The 24,612-nt window shown below is 70.7% G+C and carries 23 protein-coding genes; 9 read left to right on the forward strand and 14 right to left on the reverse strand.

What is annotated here, in order from left to right; all coding sequences use genetic code 11:
* The first annotated feature begins 24 nt into the window (after positions 1 to 24).
* Both F9C12_RS13085 and F9C12_RS13090 read left to right on the forward strand, forming a co-directional pair.
* On the forward strand, positions 25 to 660 hold the full coding sequence (locus tag F9C12_RS13085) for an NUDIX hydrolase (protein WP_409466047.1): 636 nt from the start codon (positions 25 to 27) through the stop codon (positions 658 to 660).
* Positions 661 to 703: 43 nt separating this feature from the next.
* Positions 704 to 1,420 (forward strand): LON peptidase substrate-binding domain-containing protein, encoded by a 717-nt coding sequence (locus F9C12_RS13090; RefSeq protein WP_409182250.1) that lies wholly within the window; start codon positions 704 to 706, stop codon positions 1,418 to 1,420.
* Between the two features lie 252 nt (positions 1,421 to 1,672).
* Here F9C12_RS13090 and F9C12_RS13095 read toward each other — a convergent pair whose 3' ends face one another.
* The 6 genes from F9C12_RS13095 to F9C12_RS13120 all read right to left on the reverse strand — a co-directional run bounded on the left by F9C12_RS13095 (position 1,673) and on the right by F9C12_RS13120 (position 8,650).
* The gene (locus tag F9C12_RS13095; RefSeq protein WP_409182251.1) at positions 1,673 to 2,272 is read right to left on the reverse strand and encodes a DUF2567 domain-containing protein; all 600 of its coding nucleotides are present in this window, start codon (positions 2,270 to 2,272) and stop codon (positions 1,673 to 1,675) included.
* 254 nt (positions 2,273 to 2,526) lie between these two features.
* Positions 2,527 to 3,252, reverse strand: a complete 726-nt coding sequence (bioD, locus tag F9C12_RS13100; RefSeq protein WP_409466048.1) for a dethiobiotin synthase — start codon at positions 3,250 to 3,252, stop codon at positions 2,527 to 2,529.
* Positions 3,253 to 3,337: 85 nt separating this feature from the next.
* A complete protein-coding gene (locus tag F9C12_RS13105; RefSeq protein WP_409466049.1) occupies positions 3,338 to 5,512 on the reverse strand; it encodes a bifunctional SulP family inorganic anion transporter/carbonic anhydrase in 2,175 nt (724 codons plus the stop codon).
* A 140-nt stretch (positions 5,513 to 5,652) separates the two neighbouring features.
* Positions 5,653 to 6,873 (reverse strand): adenosylmethionine--8-amino-7-oxononanoate transaminase, encoded by a 1,221-nt coding sequence (locus F9C12_RS13110; protein ID WP_409467002.1) that lies wholly within the window; start codon positions 6,871 to 6,873, stop codon positions 5,653 to 5,655.
* 114 nt (positions 6,874 to 6,987) lie between these two features.
* Complete coding sequence (locus F9C12_RS13115; RefSeq protein ID WP_409466050.1) at positions 6,988 to 8,217, reverse strand: cytochrome P450 family protein; 1,230 nt, start codon at positions 8,215 to 8,217, stop codon at positions 6,988 to 6,990.
* A 25-nt stretch (positions 8,218 to 8,242) separates the two neighbouring features.
* Positions 8,243 to 8,650 (reverse strand): SRPBCC domain-containing protein, encoded by a 408-nt coding sequence (locus F9C12_RS13120; protein WP_409466051.1) that lies wholly within the window; start codon positions 8,648 to 8,650, stop codon positions 8,243 to 8,245.
* 53 nt (positions 8,651 to 8,703) lie between these two features.
* Between F9C12_RS13120 and F9C12_RS13125 the strand changes: the two genes are divergently transcribed.
* A complete protein-coding gene (locus tag F9C12_RS13125; protein WP_409466052.1) occupies positions 8,704 to 9,318 on the forward strand; it encodes a uridine kinase in 615 nt (204 codons plus the stop codon).
* A gap of 6 nt (positions 9,319 to 9,324) precedes the next feature.
* On the opposite strand, the gene F9C12_RS13130 is transcribed toward F9C12_RS13125, so the two are convergent.
* The 4 genes from F9C12_RS13130 to F9C12_RS13145 form a co-directional block, all read right to left on the reverse strand.
* Positions 9,325 to 10,482 (reverse strand): glycosyltransferase family 4 protein, encoded by a 1,158-nt coding sequence (locus tag F9C12_RS13130; RefSeq protein WP_409466053.1) that lies wholly within the window; start codon positions 10,480 to 10,482, stop codon positions 9,325 to 9,327.
* A gap of 460 nt (positions 10,483 to 10,942) precedes the next feature.
* Complete coding sequence (locus F9C12_RS13135) at positions 10,943 to 12,004, reverse strand: C40 family peptidase (protein WP_409182259.1); 1,062 nt, start codon at positions 12,002 to 12,004, stop codon at positions 10,943 to 10,945.
* A 429-nt stretch (positions 12,005 to 12,433) separates the two neighbouring features.
* Entirely contained in the window at positions 12,434 to 12,655 is a 222-nt protein-coding gene (locus tag F9C12_RS13140; RefSeq protein ID WP_037358162.1) for a hypothetical protein, read from the reverse strand.
* Positions 12,656 to 13,600: 945 nt separating this feature from the next.
* The gene (locus tag F9C12_RS13145) at positions 13,601 to 14,998 is read right to left on the reverse strand and encodes an NYN domain-containing protein (protein WP_409182260.1); all 1,398 of its coding nucleotides are present in this window, start codon (positions 14,996 to 14,998) and stop codon (positions 13,601 to 13,603) included.
* Positions 14,999 to 15,118: 120 nt separating this feature from the next.
* Here F9C12_RS13145 and F9C12_RS13150 point away from each other — a divergent pair, with 120 nt between their 5' ends.
* From F9C12_RS13150 to F9C12_RS13160, 3 genes are all read left to right on the forward strand, one after another.
* Entirely contained in the window at positions 15,119 to 16,837 is a 1,719-nt protein-coding gene (locus F9C12_RS13150) for a DEDD exonuclease domain-containing protein (RefSeq protein WP_409466054.1), read from the forward strand.
* Between the two features lie 560 nt (positions 16,838 to 17,397).
* Complete coding sequence (locus tag F9C12_RS13155; protein WP_409182262.1) at positions 17,398 to 17,682, forward strand: Lrp/AsnC family transcriptional regulator; 285 nt, start codon at positions 17,398 to 17,400, stop codon at positions 17,680 to 17,682.
* A 19-nt stretch (positions 17,683 to 17,701) separates the two neighbouring features.
* Positions 17,702 to 18,154, forward strand: a complete 453-nt coding sequence (locus tag F9C12_RS13160; protein ID WP_409466055.1) for a GNAT family N-acetyltransferase — start codon at positions 17,702 to 17,704, stop codon at positions 18,152 to 18,154.
* A gap of 62 nt (positions 18,155 to 18,216) precedes the next feature.
* Here F9C12_RS13160 and F9C12_RS13165 read toward each other — a convergent pair whose 3' ends face one another.
* The 4 genes from F9C12_RS13165 to F9C12_RS13180 are packed head-to-tail and all read right to left on the reverse strand — an operon-like array spanning position 18,217 to position 22,523.
* Entirely contained in the window at positions 18,217 to 19,878 is a 1,662-nt protein-coding gene (locus F9C12_RS13165) for a cytochrome b (RefSeq protein ID WP_409466056.1), read from the reverse strand.
* Positions 19,875 to 21,026, reverse strand: a complete 1,152-nt coding sequence (locus tag F9C12_RS13170; RefSeq protein WP_409466057.1) for a ubiquinol-cytochrome c reductase iron-sulfur subunit — start codon at positions 21,024 to 21,026, stop codon at positions 19,875 to 19,877. The genes F9C12_RS13165 and F9C12_RS13170 overlap by 4 nt, the downstream gene beginning before the upstream one ends.
* Complete coding sequence (locus F9C12_RS13175; protein WP_037358179.1) at positions 21,023 to 21,841, reverse strand: c-type cytochrome; 819 nt, start codon at positions 21,839 to 21,841, stop codon at positions 21,023 to 21,025. Before F9C12_RS13175 ends, F9C12_RS13170 begins: the two co-directional genes overlap by 4 nt.
* 55 nt (positions 21,842 to 21,896) lie before the next feature.
* Entirely contained in the window at positions 21,897 to 22,523 is a 627-nt protein-coding gene (locus F9C12_RS13180; RefSeq protein ID WP_009074819.1) for a heme-copper oxidase subunit III, read from the reverse strand.
* A 107-nt stretch (positions 22,524 to 22,630) separates the two neighbouring features.
* On the opposite strand from F9C12_RS13180, the gene F9C12_RS13185 reads away from it, so the two are divergent.
* The 3 genes from F9C12_RS13185 to trpD all read left to right on the forward strand — a co-directional run bounded on the left by F9C12_RS13185 (position 22,631) and on the right by trpD (position 24,580).
* Complete coding sequence (locus F9C12_RS13185; RefSeq protein WP_409182266.1) at positions 22,631 to 23,056, forward strand: ribonuclease E inhibitor RraB; 426 nt, start codon at positions 22,631 to 22,633, stop codon at positions 23,054 to 23,056.
* A 61-nt stretch (positions 23,057 to 23,117) separates the two neighbouring features.
* Entirely contained in the window at positions 23,118 to 23,531 is a 414-nt protein-coding gene (locus tag F9C12_RS13190) for a hypothetical protein (RefSeq protein WP_409466058.1), read from the forward strand.
* A gap of 5 nt (positions 23,532 to 23,536) precedes the next feature.
* Complete coding sequence (gene trpD / locus F9C12_RS13195; protein ID WP_409182268.1) at positions 23,537 to 24,580, forward strand: anthranilate phosphoribosyltransferase; 1,044 nt, start codon at positions 23,537 to 23,539, stop codon at positions 24,578 to 24,580.
* Positions 24,581 to 24,612: the final 32 nt, after the last annotated feature.

A 24,612-nucleotide genomic window follows, 5' to 3' on the forward strand; every position in this document is an offset into this window, starting at 1 on the left:
GAGGTTCTGGCGGCAGTCCTTCAAGTGCGCTCGGACACACTCCGGGTGCTGCTGTGGCGCCGAGCGCTCGATCCGCACCTGGGCCGCTGGTCGCTCCCCGGCGGACGGCTGCGCCCCGACGAGGACGTGAAAACCTCCATCCGGCGGCAGCTCGCGGAGAAGGTCGACGTGCGCCAGCTGAAGCACGTGGAGCAGCTGGCCGTCTTCAGCGCCCCCGACCGCGTCCCCGGCCCCAGGGTGGTGGCCACCGCGTTCCTCGGCCTGGTCCCCTCCGATGTCGACCCGGCGGTCCCGGAAGACACCGAGTGGCACGACGTGAACGCCCTGCCGCGCACCGCGTTCGACCACGAGGCCATCGTGCTGCGCGCCCGCGACCGGCTGCGGTCGAAACTGAGCTACACCAACCTGGGTTTCGCGCTGGCCCCAGAGGAATTCACCATCTCCGCGCTGCGGGGGCTGTACTCCGCCGCGCTCGGCTACAAAGTGTCCGCGACGAACCTGCAGCGCGTGCTCCAACGGCGCGGCCTGCTAGTCCCCACCGGCCACACCGCACCCCCCGGCCGGACCGGCGGACGACCTGCGGCGCTGTTTTCTTTCGCCGCGAAAGACATGCACATCACCGACCCTTTCGCGGTCCTGAAACCCCCGCCGCGGCGGTAAACACGAACTGCGGCGGGGCTCCGCAGCCCGTACCGTGGACGCCGTGACCGAGCCTGAGCAGTGCCCCAGCGGAACGGCGACCCTGCCGTTGTTCCCGCTGCAAACAGTGCTGCTCCCCGGCACCCACCTGCCACTGCACATTTTCGAACCGCGCTACCGGCAGCTCACCGCGGACCTGGTCACCGGCAACGTCCCGGAGCACGAATTCGGCGTAGTCGCCCTGCGCGCCCCGCTGGTCCGCGAGGTCAGTGGTCTGGACCATGTGTACGGCGTGGGCTGCAGCACGATCCTGCGCGAAGCGAAACGCCTCCCCGACGGCCGCTACGACGTAGTCACCCGAGCCGCCCGCCGCTTCCGCCTGCGCGAGTTGCACCGAGGGTCCGCGCCGTATCTGATGGCCGTGGTCGACTGGCTCCCGGACGACCCAGTCCCCGCCGCGGCGGAAGCAACGGCCCGCCAACTGGCCGACGTGGCCCGAGGCGCCCACGAACGCTACTGCGAAGCCGCCTGGCACGCAGACGACTGGCACCCGCCCCACGATGACGCCGACCTGGGCGAACTCGCCTACCAACTGGCCGCCGACTGCCTGCTCCCGCTGGAAGACCGGCAGCTGCTGCTGGAGGAAACCAACCCGCTGCGCCGCCTGCGCATAGTCTGCCGCCTGCTAACGAGAGAAGCAGGTTTCCTGGAAACCCTGGGCGCAGTCCCGCTGCCCCCCACAGAACTGGCCACCTTCACCAAACCAGCAGACCTGAACTAGCGCCCTTCACCGCCCCTGATTCCCAACCCCGCCCAACAGCACCGGTGCACCCAAACAAGCGAGGCACCCACCCCTCCCCCGCTCCCGATACGAAGCCAAAAACACGGCGCTGGGGTGCTTGTCAAGGCATCTTTCCCGCCTTGACAAGCACCCCAGCGCCGTAGTCACACTAAAAAATCGGGGGGCCAACGCACCCGCTAAACCCGGCAATGCCGCCCGCCAGGGCGACGAGCCGAACCCCGAACAGCCACCTCACCCAAGCCGCCGCCCAAGATCCTCCCGCCCGTTCCACGCCGTCATCAACGCATAAACCAAACAAGTCACCAACGGCGCGGCCAAAACCACCCACCCCGTCTCGATCCGAGGCGCCTGCTCGACCACCGCCCCCAACGCGGGCGGAGCATCCACCGAATACTTCGCATTGGCGAACGCGGGCCCCATCTGCGTCCCCAGCCAAGCCGCCAGCAACGCCCCGCCTGCGGCAGCCACCAGCACCACCGGCCCCCGCCGCTCCCGCAAGAACCACACCACGAGCCCGATCAGCAACCCGGCGGCCATCGCCAAAAACCCGAACACCGCGAGATCGTCGAACCGATGCCAGCTCTCCAGCTCCAACGGAGCCAGCTGGCCAGTGGTCCCGATCACCCGCACCCGCTCCGCCGGAGCCAGCACAGACCACAGCCAGCCCAGCGGAATCCCCAGCAAAGCCGCAGTCGAAAGAACACTCACCGCGGGCAGCAGATCAGCCTTCACCACCACCCTCGGACGCCGCGGCGGAAACAACACCGGCACCGACCACCCCTCAGCCGCCGCCGAAGACCGATGCGCCGCCTTGCCCGCGGAATCGACCACCCGAGGCTCCCTTCCCTACGCGTGCGTTCCCTGCGAGTGTGCGGAACTGAGAGTAATGGTGCCCGACCGCGGCGACTTCGTCGGTGTTTGATTGCCGCGACTTCGTCGCGGCGGAGAAATCGCCTTCATCCGGTTTCTTCCCTCCCGATCCGCTCGGCCCGGGGGGCCGATCGGATCGCTCAGTCCAGAAACCGGGGCGATTTCTCGGGGGTGGGCGAGTAGGCCCTGCGGAGCACCGACCGGGGTAGTCGGGGTTAGTTGTGGGTGTTGGCGGCGGCGGTGAAGGCTTCTGGGTCGAATTCGCCGCCGAACCAGGGCGACAGGCCGCGGCGGGCTTGTTCGGCGAAGGAGTCGCGATCTGCGGAGCCCAGTCCGGCGGGGAGAACGCCCAGCAAGGGGGCGCCGGCGGCCACGGGAAGGTCCTGGAGGTTCTCCAGCGACGCCAGATCGGGGTCGGCGGGCCAGGAGCCGATGATGACGCCCACGACGTTCAGGCCCCGCCGGGTGGCCACCTCAGCGGTCAACGCGGCGACGTTGAGCGTCCCCAGCCCGGATTGCGCGACGAGCACCACCGGCGCGCCCAAGGACCACGCGACATCCGCCAGCGTGCTCCCCTCCGCGTCGAACCGGACCAGCAGCCCGCCCGCGCCCTCGATCAGCGTGAGGTCGTGCGTGGCGTCCAGCTCGCTGGCCGCGGCGGCGATTTCGGCGGGGCCCACCGTGGGAAGCCCGGACCGCCGGGAAGCGGCTTCCGGCGAGAGCGGGTCCGGGAAGCGGCACAGTTCGCGGATCGTCAGGTCCTTGCCGGCCAGCCGCACCACCTCGGCGAGGTCGCCCGCCTCGCCGGGGACCACGCCGGTCTGCGCGGGCTTCAGCACCGCGACGCGTTGTCCCTGCGCGAGGGCCAGCGCCGCGATCGCCGCGGTGGCGACCGTTTTGCCGACGTCGGTCCCAGTTCCGGTTATCACGAGCGTCGTCACGAGCCATCAAGATATTGCCGTGCCCCCCGATGTCAACACTCGGGGCGCCCTCGCGCGCACCCGGAGGCGCGCGCGAGGGCCCGGGTCAGCCGGCCGGGGCCGCCGCGGGCGCTCCCGCGGCCACGAACTCCCCCTTCGCCGGGTCGGCGAGGTACACCTGCGCCGCGCCCACGTCGAAGTACAAGCCGGTCAGCACCAGCTCGCCGCGGGCTTCGGCCTCGGCGACCAGCGGGTACTGCCGCAAATGCGTCAGCTGCTGCAGGACGTTGTGCAGCGCCAGCCGGTCCGGTTCGCGCTCCGGCCGTTGCCCGTCGAGAGTCACCGGACCGGACCGCTTCCGGCTCGGCTCGGCGTGCACCAGCCAGGTCGCGAGCGCGGTGTCCGCGGGCGGACCGCTGGCCAGCGCGCCCATCGCACCGCACGACGAGTGCCCGCACACCACGATCTCCCGCACCTGCAGCACCCCGACCGCGAATTCGATCGCCGCGTTGGTCGACGGATCGGCCTGCCCGGGCGGCACCAGGTTGCCGATGTTGCGGATGGTGAACAGATCGCCCGGACCGGACGTGGTGATCAGGTTCGGCACGATCCGGGAATCGCCGCAGGTGATGAACAGCGTGTGCGGCTGCTGCGCGTGCGCGAGCCCGCTGAGGACGTCCTTGAGCAGCGGAGCGGCCCGGCGCTGGAACTCGGTCGCGCCCCGGTGCGTGCGCTGGCCGGGCACCCGCACGTCCACGGCCTGCCAGGCCGACCACGGCGCCAGCCACCTCGGCATCGCGCCGGCCGCCGCGGTGCGCCGGAGCGTCGGACGGCCTTCCTTGCCCTTGGCGAACCACGGATGCCCGATCTCGTCGACGACCACCGTGCCGCCGGTCCGTTCGTGCGCCTGCTGCCAGGTGGAAAGGCTTTCGAACGCCGCGTGGTCGAGGTAGTCGGCGACCAGTTCCAGCGTCACCTTCGACCCCGCCGGGATCGTGCCGAGCACCTTCGTCAGCCGCGGCACCGACAGGAACGTCAGCACGCCTTCGACAATCACGCGCCATTCGCCGCCGTGGTGCTCGGCATGCACGCCCGACCACACGGTGCGGCGCAGCATCAGCAACACGGCCAGCACAATCCCGGCGAGCACGCCGGTCAGCAGGTCGAACACGACGACCCCGGCGACGGTCACCAGGTAGAGCGGAAGATCGCCGTGTCGCAGCACCTGCCGCAGGTGGCCCGGATTGACCAGTTTCGCGCCGACGTGCACGAGCAGCCCGGCCAGCGCGGCCAGCGGAATCGACTCCAGCACCCCGGCGAGCGCGACCACGAACACCAGCACCCACACGCCGTGCAGGACCGCCGACGCCCGCGTGCGCGCCCCGGCCGCGACGTTGGTGGAACTGCGCACGATCACGCCGGTGACCGGAAGCCCGCCGAGGGCGCCGGACACCATGTTCGCCGTGCCCTGGCCGATCAGCTCGCGGTTCAGGTCGGCGCGCGGGCCGTTCTGCAGTTTGTCGACCGCGACCGCGGACAGCAGGCTCTCGACGCTGGCGATCAGCGCGATCGTAATGACCGCGACCGCGACCTGGCCCCATCCGCCGTCCGGCAGCTGCGGGGCGAAGCGGACCTGCAGCAGGTCGCCGGACAGTTCGACGCGCGGCAGCGTCATCCCGGCGGCCAAGGACACGCCCGTCGCGACCGCGATCGCCGCCAGCGGGCCGGGGATTTTCCTTACCGCGGCGGGAAGTTTGGGCCACGCCAGCAGGATGGCGAGGGTCAGGATCCCGATCAGCGCGGCGGCGTCGTGGTGCGCGGCGATCTGCGCGGGCAGCTGGGCGATGTTCTCCAGCGCCGAACTCTGCGCCTTCCCGCCGAACAGCACGTGCAGCTGGCCGAGCACGATCGTGACTCCGATGCCGGCGAGCATCCCGTGCACGATCGCCGGCGAGATGGCCAGCGCCGCCCGCGCGACCCGGCTCAGGCCGAACAGGATCTGCAGCGCCCCGGCGAGGACGGTGATCAGGCAGGTGACCGCCCAGCCGAAGGTCGAAATCGTCTCGGCCATCAGCACGGTCAGCCCGGCGGCGGGCCCGCTGACCTGCAGCGGAGAGCCGCCGAGGGCGCCAGCGACCACCCCTCCGACCACGGCGGCGATCAGCCCGGCGACGATCGGGGCGCCGGACGCGAGCGCGATCCCGAGCGAAAGCGGGACCGCGACGAGGAAAACCACGAGCGAGGCGGGCACGTCGTGGCGAAGCACGGCAAGTCGTCTCATGCCGACCAGGAAACCGGTAACGCCGTGAAATGTCCGCTATGTCCCACTCTATGGAGTGGATATTTATCGAATAACCCACGATCGGGTTGCGTGACCAGCCAAGATCCACTACGGCCAGCCACACAAAACCCGAAGTAACCTCAGGCCTTCGCGGCGGCGGCCCGCATCGCCGACGTGATCACCGCCAGGTCGTCGTCGGTGCTGACATACGGCGGCATCGTGTAGATCAGGTTCCGGAACGGACGCAGCCACACGCCTTCGGCCGTCAACACCTCGGTCGCGACCCCCATGTCCACCTCGTGATCCAGCTGCAGCACGCCGATCGCGCCCAGCGCCCGCACGTCCACGACGTGCGGCAGCTCCCGGGCCGGCTCGAGTCCTTGGCGCAGCGCGGTTTCGATCCGCGCGACATCGGCCCGCCAGCGCCCTTCCGCCAGCAAGCCGAGCGAAGCGTTGGCGACCGCCGAAGCCAGCGGATTTCCCATGAACGTCGGGCCGTGCGCGAGGACCGGAAGCTCGCCGCGCGCGATGCCGTCGGCGATTTCGGGCGTGCACAACGCGGCGGCCATCGTGAGGTAGCCGCCGGTCAGCGCCTTGCCGACGCACAGCACGTCAGGCGTCACGCCAGCGTGCTCGGCCGCGAAAAGCTTTCCGGTACGGCCGAATCCGGTCGCGATCTCGTCGAACACCAGCAGCACGTCGTGTTCCCGGGTCAGCTCGCGCAACGCGCGCAGGTACCCGGGATGGTGGAACCGCATGCCACCCGCGCCTTGCACCACGGGTTCGACGATCACCGCGGCCAGTTCGTCCGCGTGCTGCTCGATCGCCTTCGCCAGTTCGTCCACATAGGACTGATCGACCGGGGTGTCGAAGCCGGAAGGCGGTGCCGGCACGAAAACCTGTTCCGGCAGCACTCCGCGCCACAGCGAATGCATGCCGCCGTCGGGATCGCAGACGCTCATCGGCGTGAACGTGTCGCCGTGGTAGCCGCCGCGCCAAGTCAGCAGCCGGTGTTTGCCCGGAAGCCCGCGGGAACGCTGGTACTGCAGGCACATTTTCACCGCGACCTCGACCGAAACCGAGCCCGAATCGCACAGGAACACGTGCTCGAGCCCGTCCGGGGTGATCTCGACCAGCGTCTTCGCGAGCGTGATCGCCGGTTCGTGGGTGAGCCCGCCGAACATCACGTGGCTCATCCGCCCGGCCTGGTCCGCGAGCGCGGCGTCGAGCACCGGGTTGCGGTAGCCGTGCACCGCCGCCCACCAGGACGACATGCCGTCGACCAGTTCCCGTCCGTCGGCGAGCTTCAACCGCACCCCGCTCGCCTCTTCCACGAGCAGAAGCGGCACGCGGCTCGGCATCGGCGCGTAGGGATGCCACACGTGCGCGGCGTCGAGGGCGAGGAGGTCGGCGGCAGCACTGGATTCCACCCGCCGACCCTAACCGGGCGGCGGGCGGGCCCGCAGTGAGAGCCGCTACCCCCCGTTCGGCCGCACCGGCAGCGCCAGCACGCCGTGCACCAGCGAACTCGGCCGGTAGACGATCTCCTCGGCCGGCACGGCGAGGCTCAGCTTCGGGAACCGCGCCAGCAGCGAGCCGAGCGCGATCTGCGCTTCCAGCCGGGCCAGCGGCGCGCCCACGCAGTAGTGGATGCCGTGCCCGAACGCGAGGTGCCCGCCGGGCGGCCGGGTGACGTCGAGCGTGTCCGGGTCGGGGAACTTCTCCGGGTCCCGGTTGGCCGCCAGCAGCGAAATGTTGAGGAACTCGTCGGCCGGGATGGTGACGCCGCCCGCCTCGATGTCCTCGACCGTGTAGCGCAGCGTCGCGAAGTTGATCGGCCCGTCGAACCGGAGGAACTCCTCGACCGCGCCCGGCAGCAGGCTCGGGTCGGCGCGCAGTTTCTCCGCCTGTTCAGGCGCGCGCAGCAACGCGAACACGGCGTTGGCGATCAGGTTGACCGTGGTCTCGTGCCCGGCGATCAGCAGCAGGAACGCCATCGAGATCAGCTCGTCCTGGTCGAGCGAATCGCCTTCGTCGCTGGCGTGCACGAGGTCCGAAAGGAGGTCTTCGGCCGGTTCGGTGCGTTTGCACTCGACCAGCTGCAGCAGGTAGGTCTGCATCTCGGTCGCCGCCGCGGCTTGGGATTCCTCGTCCGCGGCGAACGACAGCAGCGTGTGCGACCAGGCGGTGAACTCGCCGCGGTCCTCGACCCGCACGCCGAGCAGCTCGCAGATCACGGTGATCGGCAGCGGCTCGGCGAACGCCTGCACCAGGTCGACCTGCTCGTGCCCGGCCATCCCGTCGAGCAGCGAATCGGCGATCTCCTGGATCCGCGGCCGCAGCCGGGAGACAGTGCGGGCGGTGAACGCCTTGTTCACCAGCTTGCGCAGCCGGGTGTGGACCGGCGGATCGCTGTTGAGCATGTGCCGGGTGAGCAGAGTGCTGAAGTCCGGCCCCTGGACGTCCTGGCCGACCTTCGCCGCGACCACGCGCGCCACGTCCGAGCTGTCCTTGCTGACGCGCGGATCGTTGAGCAGCTCGCGCGCCTGCTCGTATCCGCTGACCAGGTAGGACGGGATGCCGCGCCGGGCGATCATCGGGCACACCGCGCCGGATTCGCGTCGCTGCGCCAGCCATTCGTGCGGACTCTGCCAGAATTCCTCGTCCGCGAAAGGGAGTTCTTCCGTCCGTTCGTCGACGCTCACTGCTGCGACCCCCTGTGCGGTTCGGTCAGCGTTCGGCCAATGCCGCCTCGACGCGCTCGACCACTTGTTTCCAATATGCCCGCTGCTCGGCCTTTTCCGCCACGTCCGCGAGCTGTTCCTGGCGGATCTTCAGCGTGCTGCGCCTGCCGAGATCCGCGACCTCGAGCTCCAGCAGGGAATCGTGATCCCAGTCCGGCGGACGCCAGGTGAGCCGCAGCCGATCCTCGGAATAACTGCGGATTTCGCCGATGGTGCCGTGTTCGGTCTCGTATCCGGCCCCGCGTTCGCGCGGCAGCTCGACCCCCGGGCCGAGCCAGATTTCCACGCCGTCCCCCGTCAAGAACTCCCACACCCGGCTGCCCGGGTACGGCATCGTGCGGGAAACGGCTGTCTCCCAACCACTCCGCCCGGTCTTGCCCTCCTCGTTGGCCATGCCGCCATCATGGCATCGGGGACCGACGGAAACCGGTGCGGGATCATGCGATCGTGCGCTACCGCCCGATTTCCCCCGACGCCCTCGCCGCCGAGCTGACCGAACGCGTCGACGCGCTCACTCACCTGCGGCGAATCGCCGTCGCGATCGACGGAGCGGCCGGAACGGGCCCGCTCGCCGAGGCGCTGACCGGCCCGCTGAAGCTGCTCGGCCGGGCCGCGCTGCACGTGCCCGCCACCGGGTTTTTGCGACCAGCGTCACTCCGTTTCGAGCACGGCAAACAGGATCCGGACGCGCGGTACACCGATTGGCTCGATGTGGGCGGGCTGCGCCGGGAAGTCCTGGATCCGCTCGCCGACGACGGAAGCGGAGAAGTGCTGCCCGCGCTGTGGGACGCCGAACGCGACCGCGCGACCAGGCTGCCGCGCGTCCCGGTGCCGGATCGCGGCGTCGTCCTGGTCGACGGGGAATTCTTGCTGGGCGCGGGATTGGCGTTCGATTTCGTGGTGCATTTGTGGCTTTCGCCGGGTGCGCTGCGCCGCCGCGTCTCCGACGAATGGGCGCTGCCCGCCTACGAACGCTACGAGAACGAGGTCGACCCGAGCGCCCTCGCGGACGTCGTGGTCCGCATGGACGACCCTCGCCACCCCGCTATTTACGAACCCTGAGCCGGTTCAGCGCACCGCTGCCACCGGATCGCCGTCCAGGAGCGTCGAGAGGCGCTGCGCCATCGTGTCCCAGCGCCAGTTCTCCGCGACCCAGGAACGACCCGCCTCGCCCATCCGGCGGGCGCGGACCGGGTCGGACAGCAAGGCGGACAGGGTCTCGGCCAGCTGCCCCGGGTCGCGCCCGTCGACCACGTGGCCGGTCACCTCGTCCAGCACCGCCTCCGGCGCGCCGCCGGACGTGCCCGCGACCACCGGCAGCCCGGTCGCGGACGCCTCCAGGTAGACGATGCCGAGCCCTTCCACGTCGAGCCCCTTGCCGCGCGTGCGGGCAGGCATCGCGAAGACGTCGCCCGCGTTGTAGTGCGCGGGCAGTTCCTCCCACGGCACCGAGCCGGTGAAGACCACGTCGTCGGCCACGCCCAGTGCCTCGGCCAGCTGAGTGAGCCGCTTGCGGTAGGGACCGCCCCCGACGAGCAGCAACGCCGCCCCCGGCACCCGCTCGCGGATCGCGGGCAGCGCGGAAATCAGCATGTCCTGCCCCTTGCGCGGGACGAGCCGCGAAACGCACACAACGGTCGGCCGGTCCCCGAGCCCGTGCCGAGCACGAATTTCCTCGCGACCAGCCGGGTCGGGCGCGAAAACCGTGGTGTCGACCCCGCTGGGGAGCATCTCCAGCCCAGCATGCCGCCCGAACGCGGCGGCGAACCGGTTGCGCGTGTACTTGCTGACGTACGTGACGACGTCGACTGTCTCGCCGATGCGCCGCAGCGCTTGCCGCGAGCCCGGCAGCATCGACCAGCCGACTTCGTGCCCGTGCGTGGACGCGACGATCCGCCGCGCGCCAGCCTGCCGCAACGAATGCCCAAGCAACGCAAGCGGCGCGGCGGCCCCGAACCAGACGGCCTCGCAGTCGCGAGCGCGCATGATCTGCTTCGCCCGCCGCAGGACGTCGGGAGTGGGCAGCATCAACGACGTCGGATGCCGAACGACCTCGAACGGCGCGGCCGCGTCGAACTCGACGTGCGATCCACTGCTGCGCTCCCAGGACGGCGCGTAGACGACCAGCTCGTCCGCGGGCAGCCGGGTAGCGAGGGAATTGAGGTAATTCTGAATGCCCCCGGGGCGCGGCGGGAAGTCGTTCGTCACGAGCAGGGTCCTGAGCACCCCCGCAGGCTACCGACGAGCGGTTGAGCGGCAGCGGCCCGGTGAAGGGAGAACGTCCAGCCAGGCGACGCGGGGCGCGCATAGCTCCGCGACGACGAACCCGACAGCACCGCCTACGGCACCGCTCAGTCCCGCTTCATCGGGGCAGCACCGCGCCTGCGGCGTCACCCGGTGAAGAACACCCGGCCCGGCGGCCCGGCGCTCGCCCACGCACCGACTCCGCAACTGCGCACCCGACGACACCGCCAGCGGCAGGCACCCGTCCACAAACCACCGAGACGACACCGCAGTCGCGACACCGCCCAGCGAAAACAAAACACCCAGACAGCCGCCACTCGCCCTGTTGGCCCCGCAGCTGCGAAACCCCCGACGCCACCACCAGCCGCACGCACCCGGCACACAAAAAACCGGGGCGGCACCGCAATCGCGGCACCGCCCCGGTGGAAGCGAGAACGTCCGGTCAGGCGACCCGGCGCGCGCCCACGTACTGGCTCTGCAGCGGCGAGATCTTGACGACGTCGCCGGTGGTCGGCGCGTGCACCATCATCCCGTTGCCGATGTACATGCCCACGTGCGAGACCGGCGAGTAGTAGAACACCAGGTCGCCGGGCTGCAGCTGGCTGCGCGGGACCGGCGTGCCGGTGGTGCTCTGCTCGCGGCTCGAGCGCGGCAGCGAGATGCCCGCCTGCCGGTAGGCCCACTGCATCAGGCCCGAGCAGTCGTACGAGCTGGGCCCGGTGGCGCCCCACTCGTAGGGTTTGCCCCGCTGGCTCAGCGCGGCCTGGACCGCGGCCGCGGCGGCCGGGCCCGCGTTCGCGAGGTCCACCGAGACGTCGCCGCCGGTGTCCTTCTGCGCGTTGCGGTCGGACGCGCTCAGCAGCGGCTGCGTCCTCTTCAGCTCGGCGACCTGGTCGTCGAGCGTCTTCTTCTTGGCCGTGATGTCCTCGGTCAGCTTCGCCGCCGCGTCGCGTGCCGCGGTGGCCCGCTGCGCGGCGTCGGCGGCCAGCTTCTCGGCGGCCTTGGCCTGGTCGACCGCGCCCTGGAGCTTCTCCAGCGCGGCGGCCTTCTGCGAGGCGATCTGGTCCAGCGCCGACGAACGGTCGAGGAACTCCTGCGTCGACGTGCCCGCCAGCAGCGCGGACAGCTTGTTCATCTGCACGCCGGACAGGAACGACGCGTTCGCGAACTTGTCGACGTCGACCTTGTACTTCTTCTCGTTCTCGGCGGCCTGCGCGGCGAGGTTGTGGGCGTTGCCCACGTCTCCGTTGGCCTTGTCGAGGTCGCCCTGACGGGCGGCGAGGTCGTCCTTGGCCTTGAGGAGGTCCTCGTTCGCCTTCTCCGCCTGCGCCGCGAGGTCGCGGTACCTAGCGAGAGCGTCCGAACCGGAGTCCGGCGGGGCCTGGAGGACGGGGAGGGGGGAAGCGGCTGCGGTGCCCGCCGGCTGCGCCACGGTGACGATTGCGATCACCGAGGCGGCCGCGAGGGCGCCTGACACCACGCGCTTGACTGGATGCGACTGCACGGCCGCGCGGGTCTCCTTTGCTCGTCGGGCCGCCGTGGCCGGAACCCCGGCGCGGAAGAGGTCGGGGGCCCTCTTCGCGCACGCTGTCCGCCCGCGTTCCGGCCGTCGTGTTCCACAACAGCTTTTCCCGCGCACGGTGGTTGGTTCCGGTCCTGACTCCCCGACAAAGCCGAACCGGCGGCGATCCCGCGTCGCCGTCGTCCGACAGCTGCCTGGCGCGAGATCTCGGCCAGGTTACGAAAAGACCGTCGGCGCGTCCACCGGGCCCCCCGTAAAAACTCTCCGTAGTCCGCCGAAACACCATCGGACCAGCACGGCAGCTCAATGTGACATGGGTCATACCCTGCGGCTGCACAAACGAGCCTCTCGACTACTTACCGTTCACCGCACCGAGGCGACCGCTCGGCGAGCCAGTGTCACCCACTGGTGTCACGCCGACCTACTGTCAGTCTCCGGAACCAGGCGCAGCCGCGGCACCATCCCCGCCTCGGCGAGCGCGTCGACAGCCCGCCGCTCGTCCGCGTCCCAGACAAGGCCGACCGGCGGCCCGAGCAGCACGCTGACCACGCAATCGGCACACGCCGCCCCGCGCACCGCACACCGGTCGCAGTCGACGACGAACGTGTCGATGTCCTCGACGGCGACGTCCACCGCACCGGCTGGCCGCCGCTCTTCCCTTTGGGAGGCAACGGATTTCGCCCGCCGCGCGCTTCGGGCCGCCCCTGGACGCTGCCGTGCCGCGCGCCGGGGCCGGGTTGGGTCGGCCAGTTCTTCCTCGCCTCGCGAGGCCGCGGGTTCCTTGCTGTCAGGGGCATCCAGCCGCCCGCGCTCCCCGCCTCGCGACTCCGCAAACTCCTCAATGCCTGGCGCATCCAACCGCTCGCCCTCGCCGTCTGACGAGCCCGCAGACTCTCCAACATCAGACGCAAACAGCCGCTCGCGCTCCTCGCCCCACGACTCCGCGGACCCCTCGACGCCAAGCGCACCCAACCGCCCGCATTCCCCGCCTCTCGAGCCCGCAGCGTCCCCAACACCAGGCAGATCCAACCGGCCGCACCCCGCGCCACGCGAACCCTCAGACTCCGCAACACCAGGCGCACCCAACCGCTCGCGCTCCCGGCCTGACGATCCCGGCGCAGCAGGCGCCTCCACCGCGCCGAGCCGCACCTGCTCCCCGCCCGGCGAACCCGCGCCAGCCACCCTCGCCGCACGCCCGGCGGAACCAGCCGAAACGCCGCTTTCCCGGCGCGCCTCCAGATCCCGGTCCCGCGCCTGCCCGGTGTCCGGACTCACCCCAGTGGCAAGACTCACCGCCGAATCCACCCCGCCGGGGTGACCGCCCGGGTGACCGCCCCGGTCCGGCGGCCGGGACAGCTCAGCCGCGCCACCGGCCCGATCCCCGGGATCAGCCGCGGCGCGAACTCCCTCGCCAGCCGAGTCCGCCAACGCGCCATAACCGAACTCGAACCGCTTGTTCTCGACCATCGCCGAGCCTCCGTCCGTCCGCGAGGCCCCGGACCGGTTCCGGGAATCGCCTCGGGAACAAACGGTAGGAAGCACCACCGACAATTTCGGGAGCCGAACGTCGCGGCAGGCTCAGACTCGACCCAATCGGCTGACCAGCACCGCCGCCGGAGCGGGGTGCGCGCCGGCCGCTCGGACGGAATCCGCCACCGCCCGGTCGGACGTCGCGACGACCATCGGGCGGCCCTTCGGCTCGGCCGCGACCAGCGACCGGATCACGTCGTCGGCAAGCACGCCACGCTCGGAAAACAGCACTCGCACCCCGCGCGGCACCGCGGCGGGCACCGACAGCACCCCGGCCCCGTCGAACACCACCGTGACCTCCGCCGACGTGCGCGCCGCGAGCGCTGAAAGCTGGTGCACCAGCCGGTCTCGCTGGTCGGCCAGCGCCAGCTCCGGATAACCCGTTTTGGTGACGTTGTAGCCGTCCACGATGAGGTGGACGTTCGGCAGCGCCAGATGCCGGTCGAGGGCCGTGACGTCCTGGATCCGCCCGCCCGGGCCGAGTCCGGACCGTGCGCCTCTCACCATGTCGGCGGGCCGCGCGCCGCGGTCGCCCAGAGCGAGTTCGCGGCGCAAACCGTGCACGGCGCCGTCGATGGTGTCCACCAGCAACGCCAGCCGGACCTCGTCGGCCTCCCTGGCTTCGCGCGCCGACTGCCGGGCCAGCTCCGCGTCCGCGACCGCCCGTTCGGCACGGGCGCGTTCGGCGGCGACCCGGCGGCGTTCCCGTTCGAGCTGCGCGTTCAGCATCTCGATTTCGCGTTCCCGCGCCGCTCCCCCGTCGGCCAGCTCGGCACGCGCCGCCTCGGCCGCGTCCTTGGCCTGCCGCAGCAGCACGCCTTGCTCGCGCAGCCGGCGCAGCAGCTTCTCGACCTCGGCCTCGCGTTCGCCGCGCGCGCTCTCGACCGCTCCGCGCGCCTCCTCCAGCTCGGCCCGCAGCTCGGCGATCTCGGCTTCCAGCCGCTGGTTCCGGGCCAGCGCCGCGTCCCGCTCAGCGCGCAGCGCGGTTTCCTCGGCGTTCTTCGCGACCAGCCGCACGCGCCCGGCCGCACCGGATTCGCCGAGCAGCACCGCGGCGGCAGCGGCCGAGACGGAATCCGAAACGTTCGGGTCCAGCGCGTCGGTCCGGTGCTCCCGGAGCCACTCCAGGACCGCCGTCCGGAACTGCGCCGAATCCCCCAGCGCGGCCAGCAGCGCGGTGCCGCCGAGCTTCGCGCGCTTGGCCGGGGCGAACTTCGCGACCGGCCGCAACTGCCGGGGCACGTCCGCGACCGGCAGTTTCGCGACCGCGGCCGCGGCCAGTTCGGCGATCCGCTCGCGCACCGCCTCCGGCAGGCTCGTCCACGTCGCCGGTTCCGGACACGTCCCCGCTTCCGCGGCCTCGGGGTCGTCCTCCGCCCGCGCCGGAACCGCCGAGGGGCCGACGGCCTCCGCGGCTTCCTCCGGTTCGACGGGCTGAGGGTGCATTGGTCCAGGGTAGGCCCCGCCGCCGGATCCCGCGCCGCACCGGCCCGTTCCGCTGGTCACCATCCGGCCGCGGACGGCGCGCGCCGAGATTGTCGGTGGTGGGTCCTACTGTGCGCGATCATGGAGACCCGACCGAGGCCGGCCCAGGCTCAGCTGGCTTTCGACGAGCTCGGCACCCCGCTGCGGGACACCACGTTCGTCGTGTTCGACCTCGAGACCACCGGCGCCAAACCAGGTCCGGACGGCATCACCGAGATCGGCGCGGTCAAGGTCCGCGCCGGGCAGGTGCTGGGCGAGTTCGCGACGCTGGTCAACCCGGGCACGCCGATCCCGCCGCAGATCGTCGAGCTGACCGGGATCACCCAGGCGATGGTCTACGACGCGCCGCGGATCGAACGCGTGCTGCCCGCGTTCCTGGAGTTCATTTCCGGCACGGTGCTGGTCGCACACAACTCCGGTTTCGACACGAGCTTCATGAAGGCCGCCTGCGAAGGCCACGGCTACGTCTGGCCGCGCCCTACGGTCATTTGCACGGTGAAGCTCGCGCGCCGGGTCATTCCGAGGGAAGAAGCACGCAGCTACCGGTTGTCGTCGCTGTCCATGCTGCTCGGCGCGCGCACCCGGCCGACGCACCGCGCGCTCGACGACGCCCGCGCCACCACCGACGTCCTGCACGCTCTGCTGGAGCGCGTCGGCAACCTCGGCGTGCACACCGTCGAGGAGCTGGTCGACTACCTCCCGGACGTCACGCCAGCCCAGCGGCGCAAGCGCAACCTCGCCGCCGACCTCCCGTCGCGGCCCGGCGTGTATCTCTTCAAGGGACCGCGCGACGAAGTCCTGTACGTAGGCACCGCGCGCGACCTGAGACGGCGCGTGCGGACGTATTTCACCGGTTCCGAGAGCCGGGGCCGGATCCGGGAAATGGTCGCGCTGGCGGAGCGTGTGGACGCCATCGAGTGCGCGCATTCCCTCGAAGCGGAGATCCGCGAGCTGCGGTTGATCGCCGCGCACCGGCCGGCCTACAACCGGCGCTCGAAAAACCCGCACCACGCCTGGTGGATCAGCCTCACCGACGAGGCTTTCCCACGGCTTTCCGTGGTACGCCTGCCGCGCGCGGGCACGCTCGGGCCGTTCCGCAGCCAGGCCGACGCGCGCACCGCCGCCGAAACCCTCGCCGACGCCTCCGGCCTGCGCACCTGCACTCAACGCATCTCCGCCACCGCCGCGTCCGGCACCCCGTGCGTGCTGGCGGAACTCGGCCGCTGCGGAGCGCCGTGCGCGGGCAGGCAGACCGTCGACGAATACTCCCCCGCCGTCGAAGCCGCCCGAGGACTCATCGCAGGCCACGACGGCCGTCCGCTGCACCTGGCCGCGGCGAGGCTGGAGGAGATGGCGGAACGAAGGCATTACGAACAAGCCGCCCGCCACCGCGACGAACTGGCCGGATTGGTCCGGGCCGTCGGCCGCGCGCACCGGCAGGCCGCGCTCGCGTCGGTCGCGGAACTCGTCGCCGCCGCCCCGGACGGCAACGGCGGCTGGGAACTGTCCGTCATCCGCTACGGCAGGCTCGCCTCCGCCGGGGTCGCGCGCCGGGGGGTGCCGCCGATGCCGGTGGTGGAATCCCTGGTCGCCGCAGGGGAAACGGTGCTGCCCGGGGACGGTCCGCTGCGTGGCGCGCCTGGGGAGGAGGTCGCGATCCTGCTGCGGTGGCTCGCCCGGCCTGGGACCCGGCTGGTCCGCACGACCCGGCCGTGGGCAGAGCCCGCCGCGGTCGCGGGATGGCAATCGTGGCTTGCCCGGGTCGCTGATGCGCGGTCTCTCGAACATGTCGCGGGCTGAGCCGCCCGCAGCGGCCTGCTCGGCACCGTGCCGCCGGTCTCGAGTGCCTCATCGCCGCAGGGCAAACCGCTCCTTCGCAGCGCGAACTAGCGAGAAGGCCGGGACCGGCTCTCCCAAGGACCCGCCTCGTCCGCACGACCCGGCCGTGGGCCGAGCCCGCCGCCCTCCAGGGATGGCAATCGTGACTCGCCCGAGCCGCCGAAGCGCGGTCTCTCGAACACGTCGCAGGCTGAGCCGCCCCGCAGCGGCATGCTCGCCACCGCACGGCAGGACGAGTACCACATCGCCGCAGGGCGAACCTGCTGCGGTGGCTGGCCCGGCCTGGGACGCGGCTCGTTCGCACGACCCGGCCGTGGGCAGAGCCCGCCGCGGTCGCGGGATGGCAATCGTGGCTTGCCCGGGTCGCTGATGCCCGGTCTCTCGAACACGTCGCGGGCTGAAGCGCCGAGAAGCCGGAACCGGCCGCCCCTGAAACACGGTGCACCGCAGCGGCGTGCTCGGGCGCGTTCCCGGCTACGATCGCGCTCGACGAGTTACCGCCAGCAACCGGGAGGAACCCTGTGATCACGGCGATCGTGCTGATCAACGTAGAGGCCGAGGAAATCCCGCAGGCCGCGCAGACGATCGCGGATCTCGATCAGGTGTCCGAGGTCTACTCGTGCGCCGGGGACGTCGACCTCATCGCCACCGTGCGCGTGCAGGCCCACGAGGACCTCGCCGACCTCATCCCGGGGCGGATCGGCAAGGTTCGCGGCGTGCTCGACACCGTCACCCACATCGCGTTCCGGTCCTACTCGCGCGCCGACACCGACTCCGCGTTCGAGATCGGCGTCGAAGGGGCCTGACCGCGCTACCGTACTTCGCATGACGACCCCGAGACTGGTCGAAGTCACGGTCGACAACGTCGAAGACGCCTGCGAGCTCAAAGTGGCGAAGCACCAGCGGGACTATGTGGCCCCGGTCGCCTGTTCTCTCGCCGAAGCCTATGTCCAGTACGACATCGCCTGGCCGAGGCTGATCTACGCCGGGAAGAAACTCGTCGGCTTCGTCATGGCCGCCTTCGACCCGGACAATCCGACCGACTACTACCGCTCCTACCTCTGGCGGCTGAACATCGCCGCCAAACACCAGAAAAAGGGCTACGGACGGTTCGCGGTCGAAGAGGTGCTCGCCGAGGCGCGCCGCCGCGGCGCCGAGTCCGTGACGGTCAGCTGGATGCCGGGCAAGCACAGCCCCGGGCCCTTCTACGAGCGGCTGGGCTTCCAGCCGACCGGCGAAATGGACGACGAGGAGATCGTCGCCCGCATCCGGCTCTAGCACAGCGAAGAAGGCCCCTCCCTCGCGATGAGGAAGGGGCCTTCCGGCGTTCTGCGTGGGGCTCAGTGCCCGGAACCGACCTCGGTGGTCGTCTCCTGCGAACCTTCGAGCTTCCCGTGCCCGCTCCCGTGGCCGTTGCCGCGGGCGCGCTCGAGCGCCTTCGTCTCCTCCGCCGGGTCCGGGGTCCAGAACGAACCCGGGACGGCGGTGCCCGCGGTGCCGAGCTTGTTCATCTTCTTCGGCACCGCCGCGCCCTGGTACTCGAGCGGGATCGCGTGGCCGTGGCTGTCCGTGCCCGCCAGCGGCTGGTGGATCTCGATGAACTCGCCGTGCGGCAGCCGCTTGATGATGCCGGTCTCGACGCCGTGCTCCAGCACCTCCCGGTCGGACCGCTGCAGGCCCAGGCAGATCCGGTAGGTGAAGAAGTACGCCAGCGGCGGCACGATCAGCACGCCGATGCGCCCCGCCCACGTCGTCGCGTTCAGCGAGATGTCGAACTGGTCGGCGATGATGTCGTTGAAGCCGGACAGCTCGAGCATCATGAAGAACCCGAGCGCCATCATGCCCAGCGAGGTGCGGACCGGTGCGTCGCGCGGCCGCTGGAGCAGGTTGTGGTGCGCGTTGTCCTTCGTCAGCTTGCGTTCCAGGAACGGATACGTCAGCAGCAGCGCGAACAGGATCGGCATGCCGAGCCCGCCGGCGAAGAACACCGCCGGGACCGTGTAGTTGCCCAGGTACAGCTCCCAGGCGGGCCAGATCCGGAGGATGCCGTCCGCCCAGGCCATGTAGAAGTCCGGCTGGGACCCCGCCGACACCATCGACGGGTTGTACGGCCCGAAGTTCCACACCGGGTTGATCTGGAACAGGCCTGACATCAACGCCAGCACGCCCACGACCAGGGTGAAGAACGCGCCGCCCTTGAGCGCGAAGTACGGCATGATCCGCACGCCGACGACGTTGGTCTCCTTGCGCCGCACGCCCGGGAACTGGGTGTGCTTCTGGTACCAGACCAGCGCGAGGTGCGCGCCGATCAGCGCCAGCATGATGCCCGGGATCAGCAGGATGTGCAGCGTGTAGAGGCGCGGGATGATCTGGTCGCCGGGGAACTCCCCGCCGAACAGCGCCCAGTGGATCCAGGTGCCGATCACCGGCACCGACAGCACGATGCCGGACAGAGTCGCCCGGATACCGGTGCCGGACAGCAGGTCGTCCGGGAGCGAGTAGCCGAAGAAGCCCTCGAACATGCCCAGGATCAGCAGCAGGCCGCCGATGACCCAGTTCGCCTCGCGCGGCTTGCGGAACGCGCCGGTGAAGAAGATCCGGAGCATGTGCACCATCATCGACGCGACGAAGATCAGCGCCGCCCAGTGGTGCAGCTGCCGCACGAACAGGCCGCCGCGCACGTCGAACGAGAGGTCCAGCGTCGTCTTGAACGCCTGGGACATCTGCATGCCCTGCATGTTCGTGAAGCTGCCGTGGTAGGTGACCTCCTGCATGGAGGGGTCGAAGAACAGCGTCAGGTACACCCCGGACAGCAGGATGACGATGAAGCTGTACAGGGCGATCTCGCCCAGCAGGAAGGACCAGTGGGTCGGGAACACCTTGTTCATCTGGTGCCGCAGGCCCTTGGCCAGCTTGTACCGCTGGTCCGCGTTGTCCGCGGCCTCGCCCAGGTGCTTCTGGAGTGCGCTCGTGCCCTTGGTCGGCGTGGTGAGTGAACTCATGACTTACGCTCCCAGAAGGCCGGTCCGATGGCCTCGTTGAAGTCGCCCTTCGCGATCAAGTATCCCTCTTCGTCAACCGTGATCGGAAGCTGGGCCAGCGGACGCGTCGCCGGGCCGAAGATCGGCTTCGCGTAGTGCAGGGCGTCGAACTGCGACTGGTGGCACGGGCAGAGGATGCGGTTCGTGCGCTGCTCGTACAGGGAGGTCGGGCAGCCGACGTGGCTGCAGATCTTCGTGTACGCGTAGTAGTCGCCGAAGTTGTAGTCCTCCTGGCCCTTGCGCTTGACCACGCGCGCGGCGTCGGTCGGGCGCAGCCGGATGAGCATGACCGGGTTGTCGACCCGCATCAGCGCGGCGGCGAGCTTCTTCTCGTCGCCCTTCTCCGACTCGCGGTACGGGAAGACCGTCTCCATCGCGCCCGCGTCGAGGTCCTCGGCCTTGACCAGCGCGACGCCGTTCTTGACGTCCTCTTCGAGGTTGCCGGTGTTGCGGCGCAGGTAGACCTTCTCGCCCGGGAAGTTCGGCTGCCAGCCGGTGTGCCAGAGGCCGTCCTTGTTCTCGGTGTCCTTCCACGGGTCCTTGATGAAGGACGCGATCGGAAGGGCCGCCACCGCGAGGCCGAGCGCGCCCGCGCCGGCTCCGGCGGTGCGCTTGATCAGCGACCGGCGGGCGATGCCGTTGCGGGTCCCGGCGTCGGCCAGGTGGGCCAGGATGGTGGCCCGGTCGACCTCCGCCGACGGGCCGTCGCTGCGCTGCTGCACCGCGACCTCGTGCGGGACGAACTTCTTGGTGTAGAGGATCACGCCGATGCCGAGCGCCAGCACCGCGAGGCCGAGCGTGACGCCGAGCGCCGGGGTGTACAGGCTGTACGTCGCGTGCCCGCTCGGGTCGCTCGGGTCCTTGTACTCCCACCACTTCGGCCAGGCCATCACGACCACGAACGCCAGGCCGGCGAGCGCGGACAGGGCGAACCAGAACGCGACGTGGCGCTGGGCGCGCCGCTCCGCGCGGGTGTCCTTGACCGGCCACGGCTCCGGGTACTCGACGATTTCGACGCCGTCGAGCTGACCGCCGAGCTTGAGCAGCTCGTCGCGGTCCATCTCAGCCAGCTCCGCCTCCGAGGGCGGCTTGGGCCCTTCGGCACTCATGCCTTCGATCCAATCCACAGCGTAATGCCGACGAGAGCGGCGATTCCGACGACGAAGGCGATGACGCCTTCCGAGGCGGGGCCGACCCCGCCGAGACCGTTGCCGCCCGGGTCGTTGTTGCCGTCGGACACCGACTTCACGTAGGCGATGATGTCCTTCTTCTCCTCCGGGCTGAGCTGCCGGTCGGAGAACTTCGGCATGTTCTGCGGCCCGGTGAGCATCGCGTCGTAGATCTGCTCCTCGGTGGCCGGGTCGAGCGGCGGCGCGTACTTGCCCGCCGACAGCGCACCGCCGCGGCCGGTGAAGTTGTGGCACGAGGCGCAGTTGAGGCGGAACAGCTCGCCGCCGCGCGCCGGGTCGTTGCCGCGCAGCGCTTCGCCGCGCTCTTCCGGACGCTGCGCGCCGCCGCCGTGCGCCTGCACGTACGCGCCGACCGCGTCGATCTCGCTCGGGGTCAGCTTCGGCGGCTTCCGCGCGACCTGCGCCTCCTGGCGCGCCGCGGGCATCCGACCGGAGGAAGTCTGGAAGTAGACGGCCGCGTCGCCGATGCCGATGAGGCTCGGACCGCGGTCCTTGACGCCCTCGAGGTTCGCGCCGTGGCATTCGATGCAGGTGTTGTTGTAGACCTGCTCGCCCTGGCGCAGCAGCGCCGGGTCGCCCTGTGCCTGCGCGGTCTGCGGTTCCGGGGCGAAGACGGCGTACAGGGCGCCGGCCCCCACCAGGGCGACGCCGAGTGCGAGCACGCCCGCGAGGCGCCTGCGCATCTTCGAGCGCGCGCGGAACCGGCGCTCCGAGGATTTGGTGCTGGTGGTCATCTTGCGGCAACCCTTGCTGTCAGTTCAGGCCGTTTTGTGGTGGGCGGTGCGGAGATCAGGGGAGGATGTAGATCACCGCGAAGAGGCCTACCCACACGATGTCGACGAAGTGCCAGTAGTACGACACGACGATCGCCGAGGTGGCCTGCGCCGGAGTGAACTTGCTGAGCTTCGTGCGGACCAGCAGGAACACGAAGGCGATGAGCCCGCCGATCACGTGCAGGCCGTGGAAACCGGTCGCGAGGTAGAACACCGTGCCGAACGGGCCGGACGGGATCGTGAGCCCCTCCTCGACCAGGTTGTGGTACTCGTTCGCCTGCCCGAACACGAAGATCGCGCCCATGATCAGCGTCACGATGTACCAGCGCCGCAGGCCGTAGACGTCGCCCCGCTCCGCGGCGAACACGCCGAACTGGCAGGTCAGCGACGACAGCACGAGGATCACCGTGAACGGGATCGCGTACGCGACGTTGAGGTGGAACTCCTCGCCGTGCAACGGCGGCGGCCAGGACGCCCCGGCCGGGTTCTGCGCCTTGACGGTGAAGAACATGGCGAACAGTCCGGCGAAGAACATCAGTTCGCTGGACAGCCACACGACGGTGCCGACACTGACCATGTTCGGCCGGTTCAGCGAGTGGACCCGCTGGCTGATGGTGGGAGCTGCCGTTGTCACGGATCGCATTATGTCCTCTCGCGACGGCACCCCGCCCGCCGGGTCTGCGGCGGGTCGTGGGAGCTTCGCGTCACACCCGCGCGCGAGGCGCGGGCCGGCGGCGGAAGGAGCTACTGGTGAGTTGGCTGGAGAAGCTCCGTGACCTGGCGAGAAAGCCGGGAAAAGCGGTTCTCGACCCGGACGCGCCCGGTCTGCGGACCGTCGTTTCGGCGTTCGATCCGGCCGTCGCGGACTCGGCGGTGCTCGCCGATTCACCCGGCTGGGCAAGCGAAGCGCCCGCGGTGCTCGTCCATCACCTCGTGCTTCCGGCGGACCGGATCGAAGAGGCGGCGGCGATTCTCGCGCAGGACGGCTACGACCTGCGCGAGCAAAGCCGCGACGGCGACCGGGTGCTGGCGCACGCGCGGCGGGTGCAGGTGCTGGACGCCCTGCACTGCGCCCAGGAACGGTCCCGGATGGCCGGGCTGGCGCAGCGGCTCGGCGGCGACGCTCCGGGGTGGGAGGCTCGGCAACCGGGTGACTCGCCCACCGCGTCCGCGTGAGATGCGTCTCGGCCGATACGATCGCGGCTGTTCCACCCGTGACGAGACGGAGGCGTGCTCAATGAGCGAGCAGTCCCAGCGGATCCTGGTGTTCAGCCACAAGGCCGAGGTCCGCGAGGCGATCATGAACGCCGTCGGCAGGCGCCCGGCGGCCGACCTCGGCCGCATCGAGTGGGTCGAGGCGGCCGGCATCGCCGACGTGCTCGCCGAGATGGACGCGGGCTCGGTCGACCTCGCGATCCTCGACGGCGAGGCGCAGCCGACCGGAGGCATCGGCCTGACCCGCCAGCTCAAGCACGAGATCGACGACTGCCCGCCGATCGTCGTCGCCGTCCGCCGCCGCGACGACCGATGGCTCGCCACCTGGGCGCTGGCCGACGCCGTGCTGGTGCACCCCCTCGACCCGCTGACCGCGGCGGAAACCGTCGCCGGCGTGCTGCGCGCCGGGCGGGTCCCCGCCGTCAACGGCGGCTGAGCCCGGTGGGCGCCACCCAGCACACCTGGCCCGCGCTGCTCACCCGGCTCATCGCCGGCGAGGACCTGTCCGCGGAGGACACGGCGTGGGCGATGGACCAGATCATGTCCGGCAGCGCCGGGCAGGCGCAGATCGGCGGCTTCGCGGTCGCGCTGCGCGCCAAGGGCGAAACGCCCGCGGAGATCTCCGGCATGGCCGACGCGATGCTGGCGCACGCCCGGCGGATCACGCTGAGCCGTCCCGCGGTGGACATCGTCGGCACCGGCGGCGACCGGTCGAATTCGGTGAACATCTCCACGATGGCGACGATCGTCACGGCGGCGGCGGGCGCGCCGGTGGCCAAGCACGGCAACCGGAGCGCGTCGTCGAAGTCCGGCGCGGCCGACGTGCTGGAAACCCTCGGCGTGAAGATCGACCTGCCGCCGGAAGCGGTGCTCGCGTCGCTCGAGGAGATCGGCATCGGGTTCTGCTTCGCGCCGGCCTTCCACCCGGCGTTCCGGCACACCGGCCCGCCGCGGCGCGAACTGGGCGTGCCGACCACGTTCAACCTGCTCGGCCCGCTCACCAACCCGGCGCAGCCGCAGAGCGCGCTGATCGGATGCGCCTACGCCGACAAAACCCGTGCCCTGGCGGAGATCTTCGCCACCCGCGGCATGTCGGTGCTGGTGGCCCGCGGCGACGACGGCCTCGACGAGATCACCACCACCACGACGACGTCAGTGCTGGTGGTCTCCGGCGGCACGGTGACCGAACGCACCCTCGACCCGCAGTCGCTCGACATCCCGCGCGCCACCGCCGAGGACCTGCGCGGCGGCGACGCCGCGGCGAACGCGGAGGTCGTCCGGGAACTGGTCAGCGGCAAGACCGGCCCGGTGCGCGACGCGGTGGTGCTGAACGCCGCCGCCGCGCTGGCCGCCTTCACCGGCTTCTCTGATTCGCTCGAGGACGATCTGGCGGCGGGCCTGGACCGAGCACGCCAGGCCATCGACAGCGGTGCGGCAGCGGCGCTGCTGGACCGGTGGATCGCGTTCTCCTCCGCGGAGCGCTGACCTCGACGCAGCCAACGTCGGTGAGGGGGACC

This window comes from Amycolatopsis sp. GA6-003 (assembly GCF_046267895.1).
Classification (GTDB): domain Bacteria; phylum Actinomycetota; class Actinomycetes; order Mycobacteriales; family Pseudonocardiaceae; genus Amycolatopsis.